Here is a 19,895-nt window from a genome sequence, read left to right as displayed (position 1 = left end):
ACCGTCGTCGACACGGTCGACCGCGCTCCCGCGGCCGCCACCCGGCCCGCGGCGCTGCCGCGGCGCGCCGACGGCACGGTGACGCTGACCGGGGCGCCGCCGACCGGGCTGACCCACCGGGGCGAGCAGGTCACGCTCACGGGGCGCGGATACTTCCGGGTGCGCTGGCAGGTGCTGCCCGGGCAGCGCCCCGGCGCGCTCGTCATGCCGACGTGGACCGGCCTGCGCGGCAAGCTCTTCCACGTGGCCTCCGGCGGCGGGCGGCGCCTGGACGACGTACAGCCGGGTTCGACGGACGGCACGACCTGGATGGGCGGCCCCGCCACCGGCACCACCGCGCTGCCCGGCGGGACCCAGCAGATGTGGCAGAACGAGTACTTCTGGCTGGACGGCAGCGTCACCCTCCACCAGAACGAACGGGGCGCGGACTACAACCTCTTCGCCCAGGCGTCCCGTTGGGACCAGGTGGCGAACGACGTGGCCACGCCGCCCGTCGCGGGTGCGGGCATCGTCCGTTACGGGCTGGTCCGCGACACCGGCGGGGACACGGCACCGGTGCCGCAGTATCTGACGCGCGCACGGCCCGCGGACCCCGCGACCGTGCGGCAGCGATCCCGGGTCACTCCCCCGCCCCACTGACGCGGGTGCCAACTCGCGTCCCACCTCTTGACGTGTTCTGACCGGCGTTCTACTTTCTGGTCGCCTTTCCGAACGACGTTTGACATATCGAACATCACGTCTGCCCGTCGCCCGTCGCCCGTCGCCCCCAGAAACGAGGCCATCCATGGCACCCGCACCCGCCAGACGAGCCGTCCTCCGTGCCGCAGCCCTCGTCGCGGCGGCCCCGGCACTGACCTCGCTCGCCGTCGGCCGGGCAACCGCCGCTTCGGGGGCCGCGACCGGTGCCGAGGCCCCGGCCGCCTGGACACTGCGGCCGTTCAACCCCGAGGACGTGGCGCTCCGGAAAAGCGACTTCACCGCCAAGCGCCAACTGATGCTGGACTTCGGCCGCGGCTACGACGTCGACCGGCTGCTCCAGGTCTTCCGGGCCAACGCGGGCCTCTCCACCCGTGGCGCGGTCGCCCCGGGCGGCTGGGAGGGGCTGGACGGCGAGGCCAACGGAAACCTCCGCGGACACTTCACCGGCCACTTCCTCACCATGCTCTCCCAGGCCTACACCGGCACCGGCGAGAAGGTGTACGCGGACAAGATCCGCCACATGGTCGGGGCGCTGGACGAGGTCCGCGAGGCGCTGCGGCGCGATCCGGTGGTGCTCAGCGTTCCGGGCAGGTTCGGCACCGCCGCGGAGAACGTCCGGGGGTCCTCCCAATACGTCGACCTGCCGGACACCGTGCTCGGCGGCGCCACCGCGGTCACCCTCGCCGCCCGGGTCAAGCCCACCCACGACGCGGGCTGGACCCGGATCCTCGACTTCGGCGACGACACCACCCGATATCTCTATCTGACCGCCCGCAACGCCAAGGGCAACCCCCGCTTCGCCATCACCACCTCGGGGGCGGGTGGCGAGCAGAGCCTCGACGGCACGGCGCCCCTGCCCCTGGACGAGTGGAGCCATGTGGCGGTGACGATCGCGGACGGCACCGGAATCCTGTACGTCAACGGCTCGGCGGTCGCGAAGAACACCTCCATGACCCTCACCCCGGCCGCCCTGGGCACCCTGCGCGACCACTGGCTCGGCCGGTCCCACTACGCCGCCGACCCGGTGTTCGCGGGGGCCTTCGACGAGGTCGGCATCTGGTCGCGGGCCCTGACCGCGGCCCAGGTCGCGGAGCTCCAGGACCGCCCGGCCGCCGAGTCGTCCGCCGGGGCCGGAGACCTGGCCGCGTACACCTTCGCGGAGACCACCGGCGGCACCATCGCCGACTCCTCGGGCCACGGCCGCCACGCCACCCTGCGCCGCACCTGGGGAGGGCCGAGCCACCCCGGGTTCCTCGCGGCGTACCCGGAGACGCAGTTCATCACCCTGGAGTCGATGACGAGCGGCGACTACACCGTGGTGTGGGCGCCGTACTACACCGCGCACAAGATCCTGCGCGGGCTGCTCGACGCCCATCTCGGCACCGGCGACGCGCGGGCCCTGGACCTCGCCGAGGGCATGTGCGACTGGATGTACTCCCGGCTGTCCAAGCTGCCCCGGGGCACCCTCCAGCGGATGTGGGGGATCTTCTCCAGCGGCGAGTTCGGCGGCATCGTCGAGGCGATCTGCGACCTGTACGCGATCAGCGGCAAGGCCCAGCACCTGGCGCTGGCCCGCCTGTTCGACCTCGACAAGCTCATCGACGCCTGCGCCGCGGGCGACGACACCCTGGACGGGCTGCACGCCAACCAGCACATCCCCATCTTCACCGGCCTGGTCCGGCTGTACGACGAGACGAAGGAGGAGCGCTACCTCACCGCGGCGAAGAACTTCTGGGACATGGTCGTCCCCACCCGGATGTACGGCATCGGCGGCACCAGCAACCGAGAGTTCTGGGGCGCCCGCGGCGCCATCGCCAAAACCCTCAGTGACACCACCGCCGAGACCTGCTGCGCCTACAACATGCTCAAGCTGAGCAGGATGCTGTTCTTCCACGAGCAGGACCCGGCGTACATGGACTACTACGAGCGCGCCCTGTACAACCAGGTGCTCGGCTCCAAGCAGGACAAGGCCGACGCGGAGAAGCCGCTCGTCACGTACTTCATCGGCCTGGTGCCGGGGCACGTGCGCGACTACACCCCCAAGGCGGGCACCACCTGCTGCGAGGGCACCGGCATGGAGAGCGCCACCAAGTACCAGGACTCGGTGTACTTCAGACGGGCGGACGGCACCGCGCTGTACGTCAACCTGTACAGCCCGTCCACGCTCACCTGGGCCGAGAAGGGCGTCACCGTCACCCAGTCCACCGGCTATCCCAGGGAGCAGGGTTCCACGCTCACCGTCCGGGGCCGCACCGCCGCCTTCGATCTGCGGCTGCGCGTGCCCGCGTGGGCGACGGGCGGCTTCCGGGTGACGGTCAACGGCAAGGCGGTGAAGGGGACCTGGGCCCCCGGCAGCTATGCCTCGGTGTCCCGCACCTGGCGCGACGGGGACACCGTCCGGGTCGACATCCCCTTCCGGCTGCGGGTGGAGAAGGCGCTCGACGACCCGCGCGTGCAGACCCTGTTCCACGGTCCGGTCAACCTGGTGGCGCGCGACGCGCGGACGTCCTTCCTCACCTTCGGCCTCTACCGCAACGCCGCCCTCTCCGGCGACCTGCTGCCCACGCTCACCCCCGTACCGGGCAAGCCGCTCCACTACACGCTCGACGGCGTCGAGTTCGCCCCGTTCGCCGAAGGCACCGAGGAGCCGACGCACGCCTACTTCCACCGGTCCGAGCCGACCGTGGTCTTCGGCACCACCGACTCCGGCGTCGCCAACCCGGCCCGGGACGACGGCACCACCCTCCTCGACGCGATCTGGTCCGCCGCCCCGTACCGAAAAAAGAGCGCGCTGGTCAAGCGCGTCCAGTCCACCGTGGACGCCTGGGTGGCCGCGGGGCTGCTCACCGCCGCGGACGGGCGGCGCGTCGTCACCACGGCGAAGAAGGCCGACTACATATCCTGAACGAACGCACGTGCGGTGGCGCTCGGCACAAGCCCGGCGCCCGCGCGCTCTGCCTCAACGCGGCCGTCCGCGGCTATGGTGAGCGGGGGCCGACGGGTACGGGCCCCGGCGGGGGGAAGCGCGTCGGCGCTGGTGAGAGAGGGGCTGCTGTGGACGGCGGCACGGTGGGGCTCCGGATCGCGTCGGCAGTGGTCGTGCCGGTGGTCAAACGACTGCTGGTGCCGCCCGCGAGCGCACCCGCGGCCGAGTTCGGTGAGCGCCCGATCCCGATCCGCCGGCTGGTGTCCTTCGCCAAGGAGCACCGCACCCTGACCGAGGACGATCTGCACAAGCTCGCCCGGGAACTGGTCCGCCGCGCCGTGCGGGCCGCGGGTCCCCACGATCCGCCGATCGGCGCCGACGAGCACGACTCCGTCGGGCAGGCGCTGACCCGCACCCTGCACGCGCTCGGCGACCTCGACATGGACGACGTCCACGCCTTCGCGCTCGGCCCCGAGCGGCTGGCCGCGGAGCTGTCCAGGAGCGCGGGCCCCGACACCCGCAGGCTCCTCAGCGACGACGCCGCCCGCTTCCACGACCGGCTCCTGGAGACGGCATGCGTCCATCTCATGCGCTTCTTCAGCCAGCGGCCCGGTTTCGCGGCCCGTGCCCAGATCGAGCAGAGCCGCGAGATCCGGGAGCAGAGCGAGAAATTGGACAGGATCCTGCGGCGGCTGCCCGACATCAGCCGCCAGGACGCGGAGTTCGAGGAGGACTACGCGCGCTACGTCGTCGAGTACCACGGCAGGCTCACGATCTACGGCGTCGATCTGCGCGAACCCGACGGCCAGGACTGGCCGCTGGAGACCGCGTACCTGAGCCTGGAGGCCAGGCCGTACCGCGAGGGGGCCGATCCGCTCCCGGTGGAGAACGGCGAGCCCGGCAGCGACCGGGACGCTGAGGCCGAACGGGCTGCGGGCCCGGCCGATGCCGTCTTCGCCCGCCACGAGCGGGTGCTGCTGCGCGGGGTCGCCGGCACCGGCAAGACGACCCTGGTGCAGTGGCTGGCCCTCGCCACGGCGCAGCAGGAGCGGGTGCCGGGCGGGCTGTCGCAGCTGTTCGGCCGCGTCCCCTTCGTCCTGCCGCTGCGCACCCTGGCGCGCAAGGACGCCGAGCTGCCCATGCCCGAGGACTTCCTGCGCTGGATCGGCTGTCCACTGGTGGGTACCGAACCGGACGGATGGGCGGCACGGGTGCTTCAGCACGGGCGCGGCGTGCTCCTGATCGACGGGGCCGACGAGATCCCGAAGGAGGACCGGACCCGCACTCGGGCCTGGCTCAAGAAGCTGCTCGCCGTCTTCCCCGGCAATCTGTGGCTGCTGACCTCCCGCCCCTCGGCCCTGGAGCGGGGCTGGCTGGCGCGCGAGGGCTTCCAGGAGTTCGCGCTCGCCGCGATGCGGCCCGCCGACATGAAGCAGTTCATCCGGCGCTGGCACGCGGCGGCCGGGGCGTCGGAGGAGCTGGGCGAGTCGCTGACGCTGTCGCTGCGCAGGAGCCCCGAGTTGAGCCGCCTGGCGACCAATCCGCTGATGTGCGGCCTGATCTGCGCCCTGCACCGGGAGCGCCGCGGCTTCCTGCCCCAGGGCCGCGCCTCGCTGTACGAGGCGGCGCTGTCGATGCTCCTGGAGCGGCGCGACCTGGAGCGCGAGGTGTACGGCCGCAGCCGCCCGGTGCTGGACCAGAAGTCGGCGACGGAGCCGCTCCAGAAGCTGGCGTACTGGCTGATCCGCAACGAGCGGACGCAGCTGGACCGTCCGGACGCGGTGGACGTGGTGCGGCGGCTACAGCCCTCCGTCCCCCGTCTGGCGGAAGTCGGGACGCCGGAGGAAGCTTTGCAGCATCTGCTGGAACGTTCCGGTTTGTTGCGGGAACCCGCCACGGGTGCGGTGAACTTCATTCACCGGACTTTTCAGGATTTCCTGGGCGCCAGGGCCGTACTGGAAGAGCGCGACATGGGCATGCTGGTGAACAACGCGCACTTGGACCAGTGGGAGGACGTGGTTCAGATGGCCGTCGCACAGGCCCGTCACCAGGAGCGCGCCGACCTGCTGACCCGCCTCCGCGAGCGGGGCGACCGCGAGCAGGACGCGGCGGTCCGGGCGCGGTTACGGCTCCTCGCCCTCGCCTCCCTCGAACAGGCCACCCGCCTGGAGCCGACCGTGCGGGAAGCGATCGAGGACCGGGCCGCGCGGCTGCTCCCACCGCGCAGTCTGCGGGAGGCCAGGTCACTGGCGCAGACGGGCCCGCTGCTGCTCGGCCTGCTGCCCGCCGCGAAGGATCTGGAGGGCGACGAGGAACTGGCCACCGTCCACGCGATATGCCAGATCGGCGGGGACGCCGCCATCCCCAGGCTCCGGGAGTTCCTGCGCACCGGCCAGCCCGCGGTGCGCGCCCAGCTCCTCGGCCACTGGGACCGGTTCGACACGACGGCGTACGCCGAGGAGATCGTGCGCCCGCTCCTCGACACCGCCCCCGAGGAGATCGTCACCGTGCGCTCGCACGCCGAGCTGGACGCGCTGCGCACCATGTCCGGGTATCAGCGCGTCGGCCTGCACGGCGACTTCGGTCCCGACGAGATTCGCGACTCGCTCGACCCGCGGCGGCTGCGCGAGCTGCGCCTGCGCAACACCCTCCAGCTGGAGGATCTCGGTCTGCTCTCCGCCTACCCCGAGCTGGAGACGCTCGCCCTCCAGGGCTGCCGGAACGTCAAGGACCCGGCGCCGCTGACCCGGCTGCCGCGGCTGCGGAGGCTGGAGCTGCGGGACCTCCCCCAGTTCGAGACGCTGCTGAAGCTGGCGGACTGCCCCCGTCTCGAGGGCCTCCTCGTCGGCCCGGAAGTGCCCTGGCGCGGTCTGTCCGACCTTCCGCGCGCCGCCGAGCTGCGGCTGCTGGCGCTGCCGTCGGCGGCGGCCCAGCTCGCGGGCATCGTGGCGTGCCGGGGGCTGGAGGAGCTGCGGCTCCAGGACGCGAGCGAGCGGCTGACGCCGGACGAGTGGGGCTCGCTCGTCGCCGAGTTGCCGAACCTGCGCAAGCTGACGCTCTCCCCGCAGCAGCTGAGCATGCTGCTGTTCGCCCCCCGTACCGAAATCCCCCAGGTCACCCACCTGGATGTATGGGCCAGGGCGGGTGCCGCGGTTCCGCTGCGGCGGATCGCCCGGCGCCTTCCGGGGCTCGAGGAGATCCATCTGTCGCAGGTCGCGGAACTCGACCTCGCCTCCCTCGCCGGACTGCGCCGACTGCGCCGGGTGCGGCTCGTCTACCCCGGCGAGATCCGCGGGGCGGACGCGCTTCCGGACAACGTCGAACTGGATGTCTACCCGCACCCCTGACACCCGGCGTCGCTCCGCACCCGTGTTCGACGCGGAGTCCCCGCTGGTCACTACCTGGTACCGATCCTGCCTTCACCTGGTGTGTTGCTCCCGCGACGGGTAAATTCTCTGTTTACAGGCGTAGTTGGTACGGATGTCAGCGGCTGATGTCTCGGGGGAGCGGTGCCGCCCGCCTCCGGAGTTGTGGCCGCCGGCGGCGTTGAGCAGCGGAGGCGGGACACAGCCAGATGCGCGTATCGGAAGGGTCACCGCTCTACGGCCGGGACCCCCTGCTGCGCTCGCTCGTTCCCCGGCTCACCGGCCTGGCCTTCGACGAGAGATCCCGTACGGCCCGGGAACACCAGGGCGATCTGCCCGTGGTGCTGGTGACCGGATACCACGGCATCGGGCGCAGCGCCGTCCTCGCGGAACTGGCCGCGTGCTACCGGGACCGGCTGCCGCTCGCCCACGTACGGGTCGTCGCCACCGAAACCGCCGCCTTCCCGTCCGCACCGGCCGACGGCGGCCCTCCCACCGCCTCCACCCCGGTCGAGATCCTGGCGGAGCTGGTGTGCGGGCTCGCGCCCTCGCTGCGCCGCCGCTTCCCCGTTCTGGTGCCGGGCCTGTTCGCCGTCTCCGGCTGGCACCACGGCAACGCCGAGCAGCGGGACGCGGCCTGTCTCCGCTTCGCCCGGCTGCTGCTCGCCTGCCGCCTCACAGGCGGGGACGAGAACACGCTGCGGCACGCCTGGGCCACCGCCGTCGAAGGCCGACTGGAGGCCGTCGGTCCGAACGACGCCATCGGCGCGGAGTCGGAGCCGTCGGACGCTTCGGACCCGTCGGACGCTTCGGACCCGTGGGACGCTTCGGACCCGTCGGGCCGGGACGCCGTCACCGCCGCCGTGGTGGCCGAGTACGCCGAGCGGTACCCGGCGGCCGCGGCCCAGGAGTGGTACCGGCGGCGCTTCCCCCGGGGCGCGGAGGGGCAGGATCCGCTGGTGCTGCTCGGGCAGTGGTTCCAGCAGGGCGGCGACTACCGGCATGCGGCCGAGCAGAGCCTGATGGCCGCCTTCCTGCACGACGTGGCCGCCTCCTACGGCAAGTTGCAGCGGTGGAACCGGGAGCCGTGGCCGCTCATCCTGCTCGACGACACCCACCACCCGCCCGGGCAGAACTTCCTCGATCTGCTCCTGGAGCACCGGGCGATGCCCGAACGCCCCGACCGCGAGGAGTTGGTCGTCGTGGCCACCCGGCTCGGCGGCCCGCCGGAGGACGCCTCCGCCGCGGTCCACCGCAACCTCCCCGACCTGGTGAAGTCCTCCGGCTGGGAACGCAAGGGCCTCAGCCCCTCCGCCGGGCTGCTCACCGTCCCCCTCACCCCGCTGAGCCGGGACGACATCCTGCCGCTCCTGGTGCCGGACCGGCCCGCCCGGCCGCTGCACCCCTATCTGGCCTCCGCCGTGCACTCCCTCACCGGCGGGCATCCCGCGGTGACCACCGTGCTGTGCGCGGCGGTGCTGGACGCTACCGCGAAGGGCACCAGCGTCGGCCCACGGGATCTGCTCCACCTCCACGTCGAGGACGGGCGCCCGGTCACCGAAGCGCTCCTCGAGCAGCTGCTGCCGGACCGGCGCCAGCGCGACCGGCTGACCCTGCTCTCGCTCGCCCGCGACAGCACCGCGGCCGAGGCACTGGCCGACCATCTGCGCCTCCAGGGCCCCGATCAGCTGCCCGCCAACTCCGCCACCGACTATCTCGAAGAGCAGCAGTGGCAGCGCCTCACCCCGCCGGACGAGCCGCTGGTCACCGACCCCCTGCTGCGGACCCTGCTGGTGCACGAGGCGCGCCGCACCTCGCGGGCGGCCGACGACGGCCGCGACTGGCAGGACATCCACCGCTTTCTGCGGATGCACCACGCGCAGCGCGGCGAAAGCGGGGAGGCGGACGCGCTGCGGCACACGCTCGCCGCCGGGAACGCCGAGGCCGTGGTGGCCATGCTGGCGGAGGAGTTCCAGTCGGAGCAGGACGAACAGGCCGCCGGACACTGGCTGTTGTGCCTCCAGTACGCCGCCACCGCGCCCACCCCGCCCGCCGGTGAGTGGACCGACGACCGCGTGCAGGTCGCCCTCGGCGCGCACGACGGCCGGTACGCGGGACTGCACGAGATCGAACGCTGCGTCAACCGGCTGCTGCACGCCCTGTGGCACGTATCCGAACCGCACGCCGAACCGGACCCCGACATGTGCAAGGCCGTCGGCGACGAGCTGGCCTACCTCTCACCCCGGCACCCGTCCTGGCACGCCGTCCTGGGCCAGGCCGCCCGCAGCTGGCCTGCGGCGGCGCGGAAGAAGCGCCCCTTCCCCATCACCGGTCAGTGAGGAAGCATGCTGCTGCGTCTGTTCCGTCGTCATCCTCGCGAGTGGGGTCCGGTCGAGTGGCTGGCCGTCTTCGGGCTCGGCGCACTGGCCGCCGCCGCGATCGCCGTCGTCGTCAGCATGGCGCGGGGCCCGGGCAGGTGCGGTGACGATCTGCGGGACTTCGACGGAGACTGCGTAGGGGTCACCGCCGACGCCTTCGAGGCGGATCCGGGCCTCAAGAGCCTCATCCAGGCGGTGGCCGACGAGAACGCCCGGGTGCGGCAGAACGCGGAGTCCCCGTCGAGCGGCCCCAAGATCCCGTACGTGCGCATCGCGCTGATGATGCCCTTCACCGCCGACGAACACAGCGCCATGACCACGGACATGATCCGCCGCGGACTCGCCGGTGCCCTTGCCGCGCAGCGGCAGGCCAACCGCTTCGGCGGCCCGCACTATCAGTTGCTGCTCGCCCCCGACGGCCGCAACCTCGACCAGTGGGAACCCGTCGTCGCCCGCCTCGCCGAACTGGCCACGGACAAGCGCGCGCCACTGGTCGGCGTGACCGGCATTCCCAGCAGTACGCCGGAGACGCGCAGCGCGATCGCCGCGCTCAGCGAGCACAAGATCCCCACGGTCGGCCCGGTCATCACCGCGGCCAACATGAACGCCCCGTACTTCTTCAAGACCTCGGCCAACAACGACCAGTTCGCCCGCGCCCTGGCGCACTATCTGACCGAGCGGCCGGGGAAGAAGCGGGGGTTCCTGGTCTGGGACAACCGTGACGGGGACGTCTACTCGAAGAACCTGCGCAGCGTCTTCGAAAGACACTTCGGCGAGGAGTACGGCCTGGACCGCCGCAACACGAACTTCACCGGCACCTCCGGGACCGACCAGGGAATCCCCCAGCGCTTCACCGACCCCGTGCGGAAGATCTGCAACGAGCAGTCCGACACCGTCTTCTTCGCCGGCCGCGACCAGGACCTGCCCGCGTTCATCGAGCGCCTGGCCCAGGAGGGCGACTGCGGCCGCACCACGAAGCTGCGCATCCTCAAGGTGGGCATCGGCCTGGAACCCACCCTCACCACCGAGGCGCTCACCCAGCGGCTGGACGACGCCGGGGCGACGATAGTCGACGCGTCCTGCGTCGACCCCGCCTGGTGGAAAGGGAAGAACAAGCCCGAGAAGGCCCTCGGCCGCTTCCTCGACCAGTTCAACCAGCTGAAGAAGCACAAGCTCGGCGACAAGCCGCTCGACGACGGCTACGCCGTGATGTACCACGACGCCTTCGCGCTCCTCGCCAACGCCGTGGACCGCACCTTCTCCGAGTTCAACGATGGCGGCCGCCAGGCCTCGAAGACCCCGCGCATCCCCATGAAGGCCGACGTCTACAACACCCTCAACTACCCGAGCATCTCCGGCGGCACCTGCGACTCCTGTCTGATCGGCGCGGGAGGAACGTACGGCTTCGAAGGCCCGGGCAAGAACGACCAATGGGCCGTGTGCAAACCGGTCCCCGTCGTCGAGCACCCACCCCCCAGCCGCCCCGGCAACCAGTCCTCGTCCACCCTCTACCGCACCTACCGCAACGGCCCCGCGGCCGCCTGCCCCTCCTGACCAGGCGGCCCCGTGCAGCGTGGCATTCACGACGCGGTACCGGCCACCGTCGTCGAGTCGGCCGCTCCCGGTGGCTGCGGGCCGCGTTTCTGGCAACGTCCGCGGTGGAGGTGGTGGCGCTGCTGGTGCCACCGCGCGGCATGCCAAGCCCACGCAGGCTCACCGACGGCCAGGTCACGCAGCCCTGACGCTTCTCCTCATGACCCGCTGGACAGTCCATAGACACGACCGCCGTTGGCCTCCACGATCTCGGGCTGTGGCAGCGAACCATCGCGGCCCCGTCACACGAGACCCGTCGGACGCCCCTTAGGCGATCCCGCCACCGGCGATCGCCTCGCGCAGACGCGCCGCCGTGTCCGCGTACTCTTCCGGGGTCGGGGACAGCACGCCGTTCTCGGTCATCAGGGCGTGGAACTGCTGACGCTCGTAGGGAACGCCGGGCGGCAGCCCTGCGATGTGCCAGTGCAGGTGGGCGTTGCCCTGCTGGCTTCCCAGCGAGAGCAGATACGTCCGCTCCGGCGTGAAGACCGCTTCCACCGCCAGCGCCACCCTGTGCACCACGCCCATCAGCCTGCCGAACGCGGCCTCGTCCAGGTCCCGGACCACATGCTCGATGTGCGCCTTCGGTGCCACCAGCACCTTGCCCGGCACCGTGGGCCACCTGTCCAGAAACGCCACGTGAGCCTCGTCCTCGTAGACCAGCTCATGCCGGTAGTCCGGGTCCCGGCCAGATACGCGCACACAAAACACGGGCCGTTCCGGGCCCGGGCCGTGTACGCGTCGAGGTCCATCGCTTCCCACTCCACCCGCTCGGCCTCCCAACCTGGGCTAGGCGCAGGACGGGCACAGGCCGCGGTAGGTGACCTCGGCCTCGGAGACCGTGAAGCCGAAGCGCTCCTCCGTGGGGAGGGCGGCCAAGGGGTCGCCGGTGGGGTGGACGTCGCGGATGGTGCCGCAGCTGGAGCACACCAGGTGCTGGTGGGGGTGGTGTGCGTTGGGGTCGTAGCGCTTGGCGCGGCCGTCGGTGGAGACCTCCGTGACCTCGCGGAGGGAGACCAGCTCGCCCAGGGTGTTGTAGACGGTCGCCCGGGAGATCTCGGGCAGCCGCTCCGCCGCGCGGGCGTGCACCTCGTCGGCGGTGAGGTGCACATGGTCCCCGTCGAGGACCTCCGCCACGACACGCCGCTGGGAGGTCATCCTCCAGCCACGCCCTCGCAGTCGCCGCAGCAGGTCACTCATACAGGCTCACCTATTCACGTTCGGTGGGATGCCCGGATTTTACCCATGGGGGTCCGGGACTCTGATGGGATCTGGGTTTGGCGTGCTTATTGACTTAGATTCTGTCCATCGTAGGATCGGTTCCGGCGATAGCCAAGGGACAGGAAGACTCCAATTCGGCAGGAGACGGAGACGTGGGGCCCGGCCCCGACTGTTCCACCGCCCGCAGTTCCTGGGCACCTGATCCGCCTGGTCCGGAAGGATTCCCATGTCTGAGAACCATGAAGCAATCGTCGTAGACGCGAAGACGGAGGGCGAGGGCGGAGGTGGCTGCCCGGTCGCGCACGGGCGTGCCCCGCATCCGACTCAGGGCGGCGGAAACCGCCAGTGGTGGCCGGAGAGGCTCAATCTGAAGATCCTGGCCAAGAACCCTGCCGTGGCCGACCCCCTCGGCGAGGACTTCGACTATGCCGAGGCGTTCAACAGCCTCGACCTCGCGGCCGTGAAGCAGGACATCGCGGAGGTGCTGACCACCTCGCAGGACTGGTGGCCGGCCGACTTCGGCCACTACGGCCCGTTCATGATCCGGATGGCCTGGCACAGCGCGGGCACCTACCGGATCAGCGACGGCCGCGGCGGTGGCGGCACCGGCCAGCAGCGCTTCGCGCCCCTCAACAGCTGGCCGGACAACGGGAACCTGGACAAGGCCCGCCGTCTGCTGTGGCCGGTGAAGAAGAAGTACGGCCAGAGCCTTTCGTGGGCCGACCTCATGATCCTGACCGGCAATGTCGCCCTGGAGACGATGGGCTTCGAGACCTTCGGCTTCGGCGGCGGCCGTGCGGACGTCTGGGAGCCCGAGGACGACGTGTACTGGGGCCCCGAGACCACCTGGCTCGGCGACGAGCGCTACAGCGGCGACCGTGAGCTGGAGAACCCCCTCGGCGCGGTGCAGATGGGCCTCATCTACGTCAACCCGGAGGGCCCGAACGGCAACCCGGACCCGCTCGCCGCGGCCCGCGACATCCGTGAGACCTTCCGCCGGATGGCGATGAACGACGAGGAGACGGTCGCCCTGATCGCGGGCGGTCACACCTTCGGCAAGACCCATGGCGCGGGCCCGGCGGACCACGTCGGCGCCGACCCCGAGGCCGCCACCATGGAGGAGCAGGGCCTGGGCTGGAGGAACACCTACGGCACCGGCAAGGGCGCGGACGCCATCACCTCCGGTCTGGAGGTCACCTGGACCACGACCCCGACCCAGTGGAGCAACGGGTTCTTCAAGAACCTCTTCGAGTACGAGTACGAGCTGACCCAGAGCCCGGCCGGCGCCAACCAGTGGGTGGCCAAGGACGCCCCGGAGATCGTCCCGGACGCGCACGACCCGTCGAAGAAGCACCGTCCGCAGATGCTCACCACCGACCTGTCGCTGCGCTTCGACCCGATCTACGGGCCCATCTCCCGCCGGTTCTACGAGAACCCCGAGGAGTTCGCGGACGCCTTCGCCCGCGCCTGGTACAAGCTGACCCACCGCGACATGGGTCCGAAGTCGCTCTTCCTCGGCCCGGAGGTCCCGGAGGAGACCCTGCTGTGGCAGGACCCGCTGCCGGAGGCCGAGGGCGAGACCATCGGCGCCGAGGACATCGCGGCCCTCAAGGCCAAGCTCCTCGACTCGGGCCTGACCGTGTCGCAGCTGGTCGGCACCGCGTGGGCGTCGGCCTCGACCTTCCGCGGCAGCGACAAGCGCGGCGGCGCCAACGGTGCGCGCATCCGCCTCGAGCCGCAGCGCGGGTGGGAGGTCAACAACCCCGACGAGCTGGCGACGGTGCTGCGCACCCTGGAGAGCATCCAGCAGGAGTTCAACTCCGGTGCCAAGAAGGTGTCCCTGGCCGACCTGATCGTGCTCGGCGGTTCCGCTGCCGTGGAGAAGGCGGCCAAGGACGCGGGCCACGACATCGAGGTGCCCTTCACCCCGGGCCGTGTCGACGCGACCGAGGAGCACACCGACGTCGACTCGTTCGCCGCTCTGGAGCCGACCGCTGACGGGTTCCGCAACTACCTCGGCAAGGGCAACCGGCTCCCGGCCGAGTACCTGCTGATCGACCGGGCGAACCTGCTGACCCTGAGCGCCCCCGAGCTGACGGTCCTCGTCGGTGGCCTGCGCGTCCTGGGCGCCAACCACGCCCAGTCCTCGCACGGCGTCCTCACCGACGCCCCGGGCACCCTGACCAACGACTTCTTCGTCAACCTGCTCGACCTGGGCACGCAGTGGAAGTCGACGTCCGAGGCCCAGGACACGTTCGAGGGCCGCGACGCCGCCACGGGCGAGGTCAAGTGGACGGGCACCCGTGCCGACCTCGTCTTCGGGTCGAACTCCGAGCTGCGCGCGCTCGCGGAGGTCTACGCGAGCGATGACGCGAAGGAGAAGTTCGTGAAGGACTTCGTCGAGGCGTGGACCAAGGTCATGAACCTCGACCGGTTCGACCTCGTCTGATCAACCCCGCTCAACAGCGTCCAGGCCGGCCCGCACGGGTCGGCCTGGACGTTTCTTGACGCAGGCTCACGGCACGTTCACGGCATGTTGTACGGGGTGACCACCTGGATCGCCGAGGGCAGGGCGGGCCCGTCGTCGGGCAGCGCCTTGTGGGCGCGCATGATGGTCTGGCAGGCGCGGCGCATGTCCTGGCGCAGGTCGTGGTGGAGCACCGCGGAGAGACGGCGCTCGCGCAGCAGCCGGGTGTTGTCGTGGTCCAGGTCGTGGGCGATGAACACCGCGCACTCCCGTCCGAGGGTGTCGAAGGCGTCGAGGGTCGCGGCGTTGCCGCCGCCGATGGAGTAGACGCCGACGATGTCGTGGTTGCGCTCCAGCGCCGCGAGGACCAGGTCGCGCTGGGTGGCGTCGAGGCCGTCGCTGTCGGTGACCTCCACCAGGGACCGCCCGGGGTGGGCGTTCCGCATCGCGCCGCGGAAGCCCATCTCGCGTTCCTCCTCGCCGCGGAAGGAGCCCCGGCTGATGGTGACGAGCACATGGCCGGGACGGCCGCCGAGCCACTGCCCGACCAGGTAGGCGGCGGTGGCCCCGGCGGCGCGGTTGTCGATGCCGACGTACCCCATGCGCGCGCTGCTGGGCAGGTCGGTCACCAGGGTGACGACGGGGATGCCCGCCTCGACCAGGCGACCGACGGCGGCCCCGACCTCCGGCACGTCCGGGGCCTTGAGGATCACGCCCTGTGAACCCCGCTTGGCGATCTTGTCCATGGCCGCGATCAGTTCCGAGGCGGGGCCGGTCTCCCGGAAGTGGAAGCGCGAGCGCACCACGGCGGGGTGGAGGGACGGCAGTTCGGCCTCGAGTGCGTCGCGCACGGCGGTGGAGAACCGGTCCGGCGCCTGCATCACGATGTCGATCATGAAGGTGCGGCCCCCGATGCGGACCTGGGTCCGCTGGCGGTCCAGGTCCTTGACGGCCTGGTGGACCTCCATGACGGTGCTCTCCCGTACGCCACCCCGGTGGTTGAGGACCCGGTCGACGGTGGCCTCGCTCAGCCCGGCCTGCCGGGCGATCTCCTTGATCGTATAGGGGTGCCGCATGGCTCGTTTCCCGACGGTCGATGATGGGTTTTTGATGGGTTGCTGCGGATTGCTTGATGGAAGCGGGTTCATAAGACTGGCAGAAACGCAGGCACGGCGAAAGGACCCGGGATGTCCCCCACCGACACGGCACCACGGACGTGGCTGACCGAGGACGACTGCGCTCTCGACGCGTTCCGTGTCCTGGTCGAGCAGGGCACCGACCCGCAGGACCACCCCTCGGCCGAGCGGATCGAGCACGGTGTCCCGCTGTACGACGGCGACCGGCTCCGCGGCCTCGCGGCCACCCGGGAGGGGCGCCGGGCGGTGCAGGAGGAGCTGGTGCGGGCCCTGCTGGACGGGCCCGGCGTGGTGGTGCTGCGGCGCGCGTATCCGGACCCCGCCGTCGTGGACCGCGCGTCCGCCGCGTTCAACGCGCTGATCGAGGAGGAGCGGGCACAAGGCGGCGCACGCGGTGACCACTTCGCCAAGCCGGGCGCCAACGACCGGGTGTGGAACGCGCTGGACAAGATGGCCGTGCGCGCGCCGGAGGCGTTCGCGGACTACTACGCCAACGACCTGCTGGAGCTGGTCTCCGAGGCGTGGCTGGGCCCGGCGTACCAGGTCACCTCGCAGGTCAACGTGGTCAACCCGGGTGGCGCCGCGCAGAGTGTGCACCGCGACTACCACCTGGGCTTCCTCGCCCAGGAGCGGGCGGCCGCGTACCCGGCGCACGTCCACCGGCTGTCGCCCGTCCTGACCCTCCAGGGCGCGGTGGCGCACTGCGACATGCCGGTCGAGTCGGGGCCGACGCTGTTCCTGCCGCATTCGCAGAAGTACGAGCCCGGCTATCTGGCCTGGCGGCTGCCGGAGTTCATCGCGTACTTCGAAGCACACCACGTCCAGCTGCCGCTGGAGAAGGGCGACGCGGTGTTCTTCAACCCCGCGCTGTTCCACGCCGCCGGGCACAACCGCTCGGCCGACATCAAGCGCATGGCCAATCTGCTCCAGATCTCCTCCGCGTTCGGCCGCGCGATGGAGAGCGTGGACCGCCAGGCGATGGCGAACGCGCTCTTCCCGGTGCTGCTGCGCCGCAAGGCCGAGGGCGTCTCCGAGGAGTGGCTGCACCGGGTGGTCGCCGCCACGGCGGAGGGCTACCCCTTCCCCACAAATCTGGACCTCGACCCGCCGGTCGGCGGGCTCGCCCCGCCCTCCCAGGCGGACACCCTCCGGCAGGCCGTGGCCGAGGGCTGGGACCCGGAGCGGCTGCGCCAGGAACTGCACGCGGGCGCCGAGCGCCGCCAGAGCTGAAGGGGCGCACCACCTCATGGGACTGCTCGAGGACAAGATCGTCCTGGTCAACGGCGGCAGCCAGGGCGTGGGCGCGGGGATCGTGCGCGCGGCCGTGCGCGAGGGCGCGGCCGTCGTCTTCACCGGGCGCCGGGCCGAGGTCGCCGAACCGCTCGCCGCGGACACCGGCGCCCGCTTCGTCCGCGCGGACCTGGCCGATCCGGAGCAGGCGCGCGAGAGCGTCGTACGGGCCGTGGACATCCACGGCCGCGTCGACTGCCTGGTCAACGCGGCCGGGCTGACCTCGCGCGGCTCGCTGCTGGACACCACGCCGGAGCTGTTCGAGGCGCACATGGCGATCAACCTGCGCGCGCCGTTCTTCGCGATGCAGGCGGCGGTGGCCGACATGACGGCCCGCAAGGCGCCGGGGACCATCGTCAACATCCTCTCCAACTGCGCGCACGGCGGCCCGCCCCATCTGGCGCCGTACTCGGCGGCGAAGGCGGGGCTGGCGGGTCTGACCCGCAACGCGGCCTACGCCCACCGCTGGGACCGCATCCGCATCAACGGCCTCAACATCGGCTGGACGGACACCGAGGGCGAGGACGCGACGCAGCGCGCCTTTCACGGTGCGGGCGACGACTGGCGGGAGAAGGCCGCCGCGGCGCAGCCGATGGGAAAGCTGGGGCAGGTCGACGAGATCGCGGACTTCGTGGTCTTCCTGCTCTCCGAGCGCAGCGGTGTGGTCACCGGCTCGGTCATCGACTGGGACCAGAACATCATCGGCGGATTCGGCTGAACCGCCCCGGGGCTGAAGGAGCACGAAGGTCAATGCGTATGGGCATCCTGGGGCTGGGCCGGATCGGCGCGTTCCACGCACGGACCCTGTCCGGACTCGACACGGTGGACTCCCTGGTGGTCACCGACCCGGTGGCCGCCGCCACCGCCCTGGCCACGGAACGGTGGGGCGCCACCGCGGTGGACTCCCCCGAGGCGGTGTTCGCCGCGGGCGTGGACGGCGTCGTGATCGCCGCCGCGACCGATGTCCACCCGGAACTGATCCTCGCGGCGGTCGAGGCGGGTGTGCCCGCGTTCTGCGAGAAGCCCGTGGCCCGCGGGATCGGGGAGGGCGTCGCGGTGCTGCGCGCGGTCGAGGACAGCGGCGCGCACGTGCACATCGGATTCAACCGGCGCTTCGACGCCGGCTGTATGGCCGCGCGCCGGGCCGTGGTGAGCGGTGAGCTGGGGCCGCTGCACACCGTGCGGTCCACCACGCTGGACCCCGCCCCTCCCCCGGCCGCGTACGTCGCGGTCTCGGGCGGCATCTTCCGTGACTGCGCCGTGCACGACTTCGACATCGTGCGCTGGGTGACGGGCCGCGAGGTGGCCGAGGTGTACGCGACCGGCGGCAACCGGGGCGCGGAGTACATCCGTGAGGCGGGCGACGTCGACACGGCGTCCGCGCTGCTCACCCTCGACGACGGCACGATCGCCGTCGTCTCCAACTCCCGGCACAACGCCCGGGGTTACGACGTACGTCTGGAGTTGCACGGCATGACGGACAGCATCGCGGTCGGCCTGGAGGACAGGCTGCCCCTGCGTTCGGTCGAACCGGGTGTCACCTTCTTGGCCGGGCCGCCGCACGATTTCTTCATGGACCGCTTCGCCGACGCCTACCGCGCCGAACTCACCGCCTTCACCGAGGTGGTGGCGGGCACCCGGACCTCGCCCTGCACGGTGGCGGATGCCATCGAGGCGAGCCGGATCGCCGAGGCCTGCGCCCTGTCGCTGCACGAGCACCGGCCCGTACGGCTCGAAGAGGTGCGCCACGAAGGGATGCGGACGGCATGACGGACGAGCCCCTGCGGATCGGTGTGCTGGGCGCGGCCCGGATCGCCGAGTTGTCGATCGTCGGTCCGGCCCGTGCGGGTGGCCACCGTCTCGTCGCGGTGGCCGCCCGCGACCGCGGCCGGGCGGAGGCGTTCGCCGCCGCACACGGCGTCGAGCGGGTGGCCGCGTCGTACGCCGCCCTCGTCACCGACCCGGAGATCGAGGTGGTCTACAACCCGCTGGCCAACGGGCTGCACGGGCCGTGGAACCTGGCCGCCCTGGCGGCGGGCAAACACGTGCTCACCGAGAAGCCGTCCGCGAGCAACGCCGAGGAGGCGGCCGAGGTCCATCGGGCGGCGCTCACGGAGGGCACCGTCTTCATGGAGGGCTTCCACTATCCGTTCCATCCCGTCACCCGGCGGCTGCACGACCTGCTGGACGGCGGGGAGCTGGGTGAACTCCGGCACGTGGAGACCGTGGTGGCCATGCCCGCGCCGCCGGACACCGATGTGCGCTGGTCGCTCCCGCTCGCGGGTGGCGCGCTCATGGACCTGGGGTGCTACAGCCTGCACGCGCAGCGGGTGCTCGCCCCCTGGGCCGGTGGCGCGCCCCGCCTGGTGGCCGCGCGCGGCGCGGAGCGGGCGGGGGCACCGGGAGTGGACGAATGGCTCGATGCCGACCTGGAGTTCCCCGGTGGCGCGACCGGTACGGCCCGCTGCCACATGGCGTACGACGAATGGCGGATGAGCTGCCGGGTCGTGGGGACACGCGGCGAGGCGACGGCGGTGAACTTCGTCCAGCCGCATCTGGACGACCGGGTCGTGGTGCGTACGGCCGCCGGTGAACGGGTGGAGGAACTCGGCCGCCGGTCCTCGTACACGTACCAGCTCGAAGCCTTCGCCGCCCATCTGCGCCGGGGAGCGCCGCTGCCCCTCGACGCCGAGGACGCGCTGACCACCATGCGTCTCATCGACGACTGCTACCGGGCGGCCGGTTTCCCGGTCCGGCCGCGGACGGTGGTGCCCACAGCGGTGTGAGAGGCGGTGAGGAGGGGGCCGGGTCCTCGGCTCC

The 19,895-nt window shown here is 71.6% G+C and carries 12 protein-coding genes and 1 pseudogene; 10 read left to right on the top strand and 3 right to left on the bottom strand.

Features of this window, described 5'->3' with window-relative positions; translation table 11 throughout:
- The 5 genes and pseudogenes from EEJ42_RS24160 to EEJ42_RS24140 form a co-directional block, all read left to right on the top strand.
- Nucleotides 1-639, top strand: a pseudogene (locus EEJ42_RS24160) (sigma-70 family RNA polymerase sigma factor); the annotation flags it as partial.
- Between the two features lie 145 nt (nucleotides 640-784).
- Nucleotides 785-3,604, top strand: a complete 2,820-nt coding sequence (locus tag EEJ42_RS24155; protein WP_123102799.1) for a beta-L-arabinofuranosidase domain-containing protein — start codon at nucleotides 785-787, stop codon at nucleotides 3,602-3,604.
- A gap of 149 nt (nucleotides 3,605-3,753) precedes the next feature.
- Nucleotides 3,754-6,972: an NACHT domain-containing protein gene (locus EEJ42_RS24150; RefSeq protein WP_123102797.1), complete on the top strand. Its 3,219-nt coding sequence runs from the start codon at nucleotides 3,754-3,756 to the stop codon at nucleotides 6,970-6,972.
- A gap of 227 nt (nucleotides 6,973-7,199) precedes the next feature.
- The gene (locus tag EEJ42_RS24145; RefSeq protein WP_123102795.1) at nucleotides 7,200-9,329 is read left to right on the top strand and encodes an ATP-binding protein; all 2,130 of its coding nucleotides are present in this window, start codon (nucleotides 7,200-7,202) and stop codon (nucleotides 9,327-9,329) included.
- 6 nt (nucleotides 9,330-9,335) lie between these two features.
- A complete protein-coding gene (locus EEJ42_RS24140; RefSeq protein WP_123102793.1) occupies nucleotides 9,336-10,922 on the top strand; it encodes an ABC transporter substrate-binding protein in 1,587 nt (528 codons plus the stop codon).
- 306 nt (nucleotides 10,923-11,228) lie between these two features.
- Here EEJ42_RS24140 and EEJ42_RS24130 read toward each other — a convergent pair whose 3' ends face one another.
- Entirely contained in the window at nucleotides 11,229-11,663 is a 435-nt protein-coding gene (locus EEJ42_RS24130; RefSeq protein WP_246097321.1) for an HIT family protein, read from the bottom strand.
- Nucleotides 11,664-11,750: 87 nt separating this feature from the next.
- A complete protein-coding gene (locus EEJ42_RS24125; protein ID WP_123102789.1) occupies nucleotides 11,751-12,161 on the bottom strand; it encodes a Fur family transcriptional regulator in 411 nt (136 codons plus the stop codon).
- Nucleotides 12,162-12,408: 247 nt separating this feature from the next.
- Here EEJ42_RS24125 and katG point away from each other — a divergent pair, with 247 nt between their 5' ends.
- Nucleotides 12,409-14,631, top strand: a complete 2,223-nt coding sequence (katG, locus tag EEJ42_RS24120) for a catalase/peroxidase HPI (protein WP_123102787.1) — start codon at nucleotides 12,409-12,411, stop codon at nucleotides 14,629-14,631.
- 77 nt (nucleotides 14,632-14,708) lie between these two features.
- On the opposite strand, the gene EEJ42_RS24115 is transcribed toward katG, so the two are convergent.
- A complete protein-coding gene (locus EEJ42_RS24115) occupies nucleotides 14,709-15,725 on the bottom strand; it encodes a LacI family DNA-binding transcriptional regulator (protein WP_123102785.1) in 1,017 nt (338 codons plus the stop codon).
- A 111-nt stretch (nucleotides 15,726-15,836) separates the two neighbouring features.
- Here EEJ42_RS24115 and EEJ42_RS24110 point away from each other — a divergent pair, with 111 nt between their 5' ends.
- The 4 genes from EEJ42_RS24110 to EEJ42_RS24095 are packed head-to-tail and all read left to right on the top strand — an operon-like array spanning nucleotide 15,837 to nucleotide 19,861.
- Nucleotides 15,837-17,015, top strand: a complete 1,179-nt coding sequence (locus EEJ42_RS24110) for a phytanoyl-CoA dioxygenase family protein (RefSeq protein WP_123102783.1) — start codon at nucleotides 15,837-15,839, stop codon at nucleotides 17,013-17,015.
- Between the two features lie 16 nt (nucleotides 17,016-17,031).
- Complete coding sequence (locus EEJ42_RS24105; protein WP_123102781.1) at nucleotides 17,032-17,793, top strand: SDR family oxidoreductase; 762 nt, start codon at nucleotides 17,032-17,034, stop codon at nucleotides 17,791-17,793.
- Between the two features lie 32 nt (nucleotides 17,794-17,825).
- Nucleotides 17,826-18,845, top strand: a complete 1,020-nt coding sequence (locus EEJ42_RS24100) for a Gfo/Idh/MocA family protein (RefSeq protein WP_184503242.1) — start codon at nucleotides 17,826-17,828, stop codon at nucleotides 18,843-18,845.
- Nucleotides 18,842-19,861 carry a Gfo/Idh/MocA family protein gene (locus tag EEJ42_RS24095; protein WP_123102777.1) on the top strand — a complete coding sequence of 340 codons (1,020 nt, stop codon included), beginning with the start codon at nucleotides 18,842-18,844 and terminating at the stop codon, nucleotides 19,859-19,861. The genes EEJ42_RS24100 and EEJ42_RS24095 overlap by 4 nt, the downstream gene beginning before the upstream one ends.
- Nucleotides 19,862-19,895 lie beyond the last annotated feature (34 nt).

The organism is Streptomyces botrytidirepellens (assembly GCF_003721215.1).
Lineage (GTDB): Bacteria > Actinomycetota > Actinomycetes > Streptomycetales > Streptomycetaceae > Streptomyces > Streptomyces himastatinicus.
The sequence above is the reverse complement of the archived record's forward strand: the minus strand, read 5'-3'. Positions and strand labels throughout refer to the sequence as shown.

Bases quoted from the DNA above. Each gene is read 5' to 3' on its own strand.
- EEJ42_RS24155 (WP_123102799.1), top strand. From the start codon at position 785: ATGGCACCCGCACCCGCCAGACGAGCCGTCCTCCGTGCCGCAGCCCTC.
- EEJ42_RS24145 (WP_123102795.1), top strand. From the start codon at position 7,200: ATGCGCGTATCGGAAGGGTCACCGCTCTACGGCCGGGACCCCCTGCTG.
- EEJ42_RS24140 (WP_123102793.1), top strand. From the start codon at position 9,336: ATGCTGCTGCGTCTGTTCCGTCGTCATCCTCGCGAGTGGGGTCCGGTC.
- EEJ42_RS24125 (WP_123102789.1), bottom strand. From the start codon at position 12,161: ATGAGTGACCTGCTGCGGCGACTGCGAGGGCGTGGCTGGAGGATGACC.
- katG (WP_123102787.1), top strand. From the start codon at position 12,409: ATGTCTGAGAACCATGAAGCAATCGTCGTAGACGCGAAGACGGAGGGC.
- EEJ42_RS24115 (WP_123102785.1), bottom strand. From the start codon at position 15,725: ATGCGGCACCCCTATACGATCAAGGAGATCGCCCGGCAGGCCGGGCTG.
- EEJ42_RS24110 (WP_123102783.1), top strand. From the start codon at position 15,837: ATGTCCCCCACCGACACGGCACCACGGACGTGGCTGACCGAGGACGAC.
- EEJ42_RS24105 (WP_123102781.1), top strand. From the start codon at position 17,032: ATGGGACTGCTCGAGGACAAGATCGTCCTGGTCAACGGCGGCAGCCAG.
- EEJ42_RS24100 (WP_184503242.1), top strand. From the start codon at position 17,826: ATGCGTATGGGCATCCTGGGGCTGGGCCGGATCGGCGCGTTCCACGCA.
- EEJ42_RS24095 (WP_123102777.1), top strand. From the start codon at position 18,842: ATGACGGACGAGCCCCTGCGGATCGGTGTGCTGGGCGCGGCCCGGATC.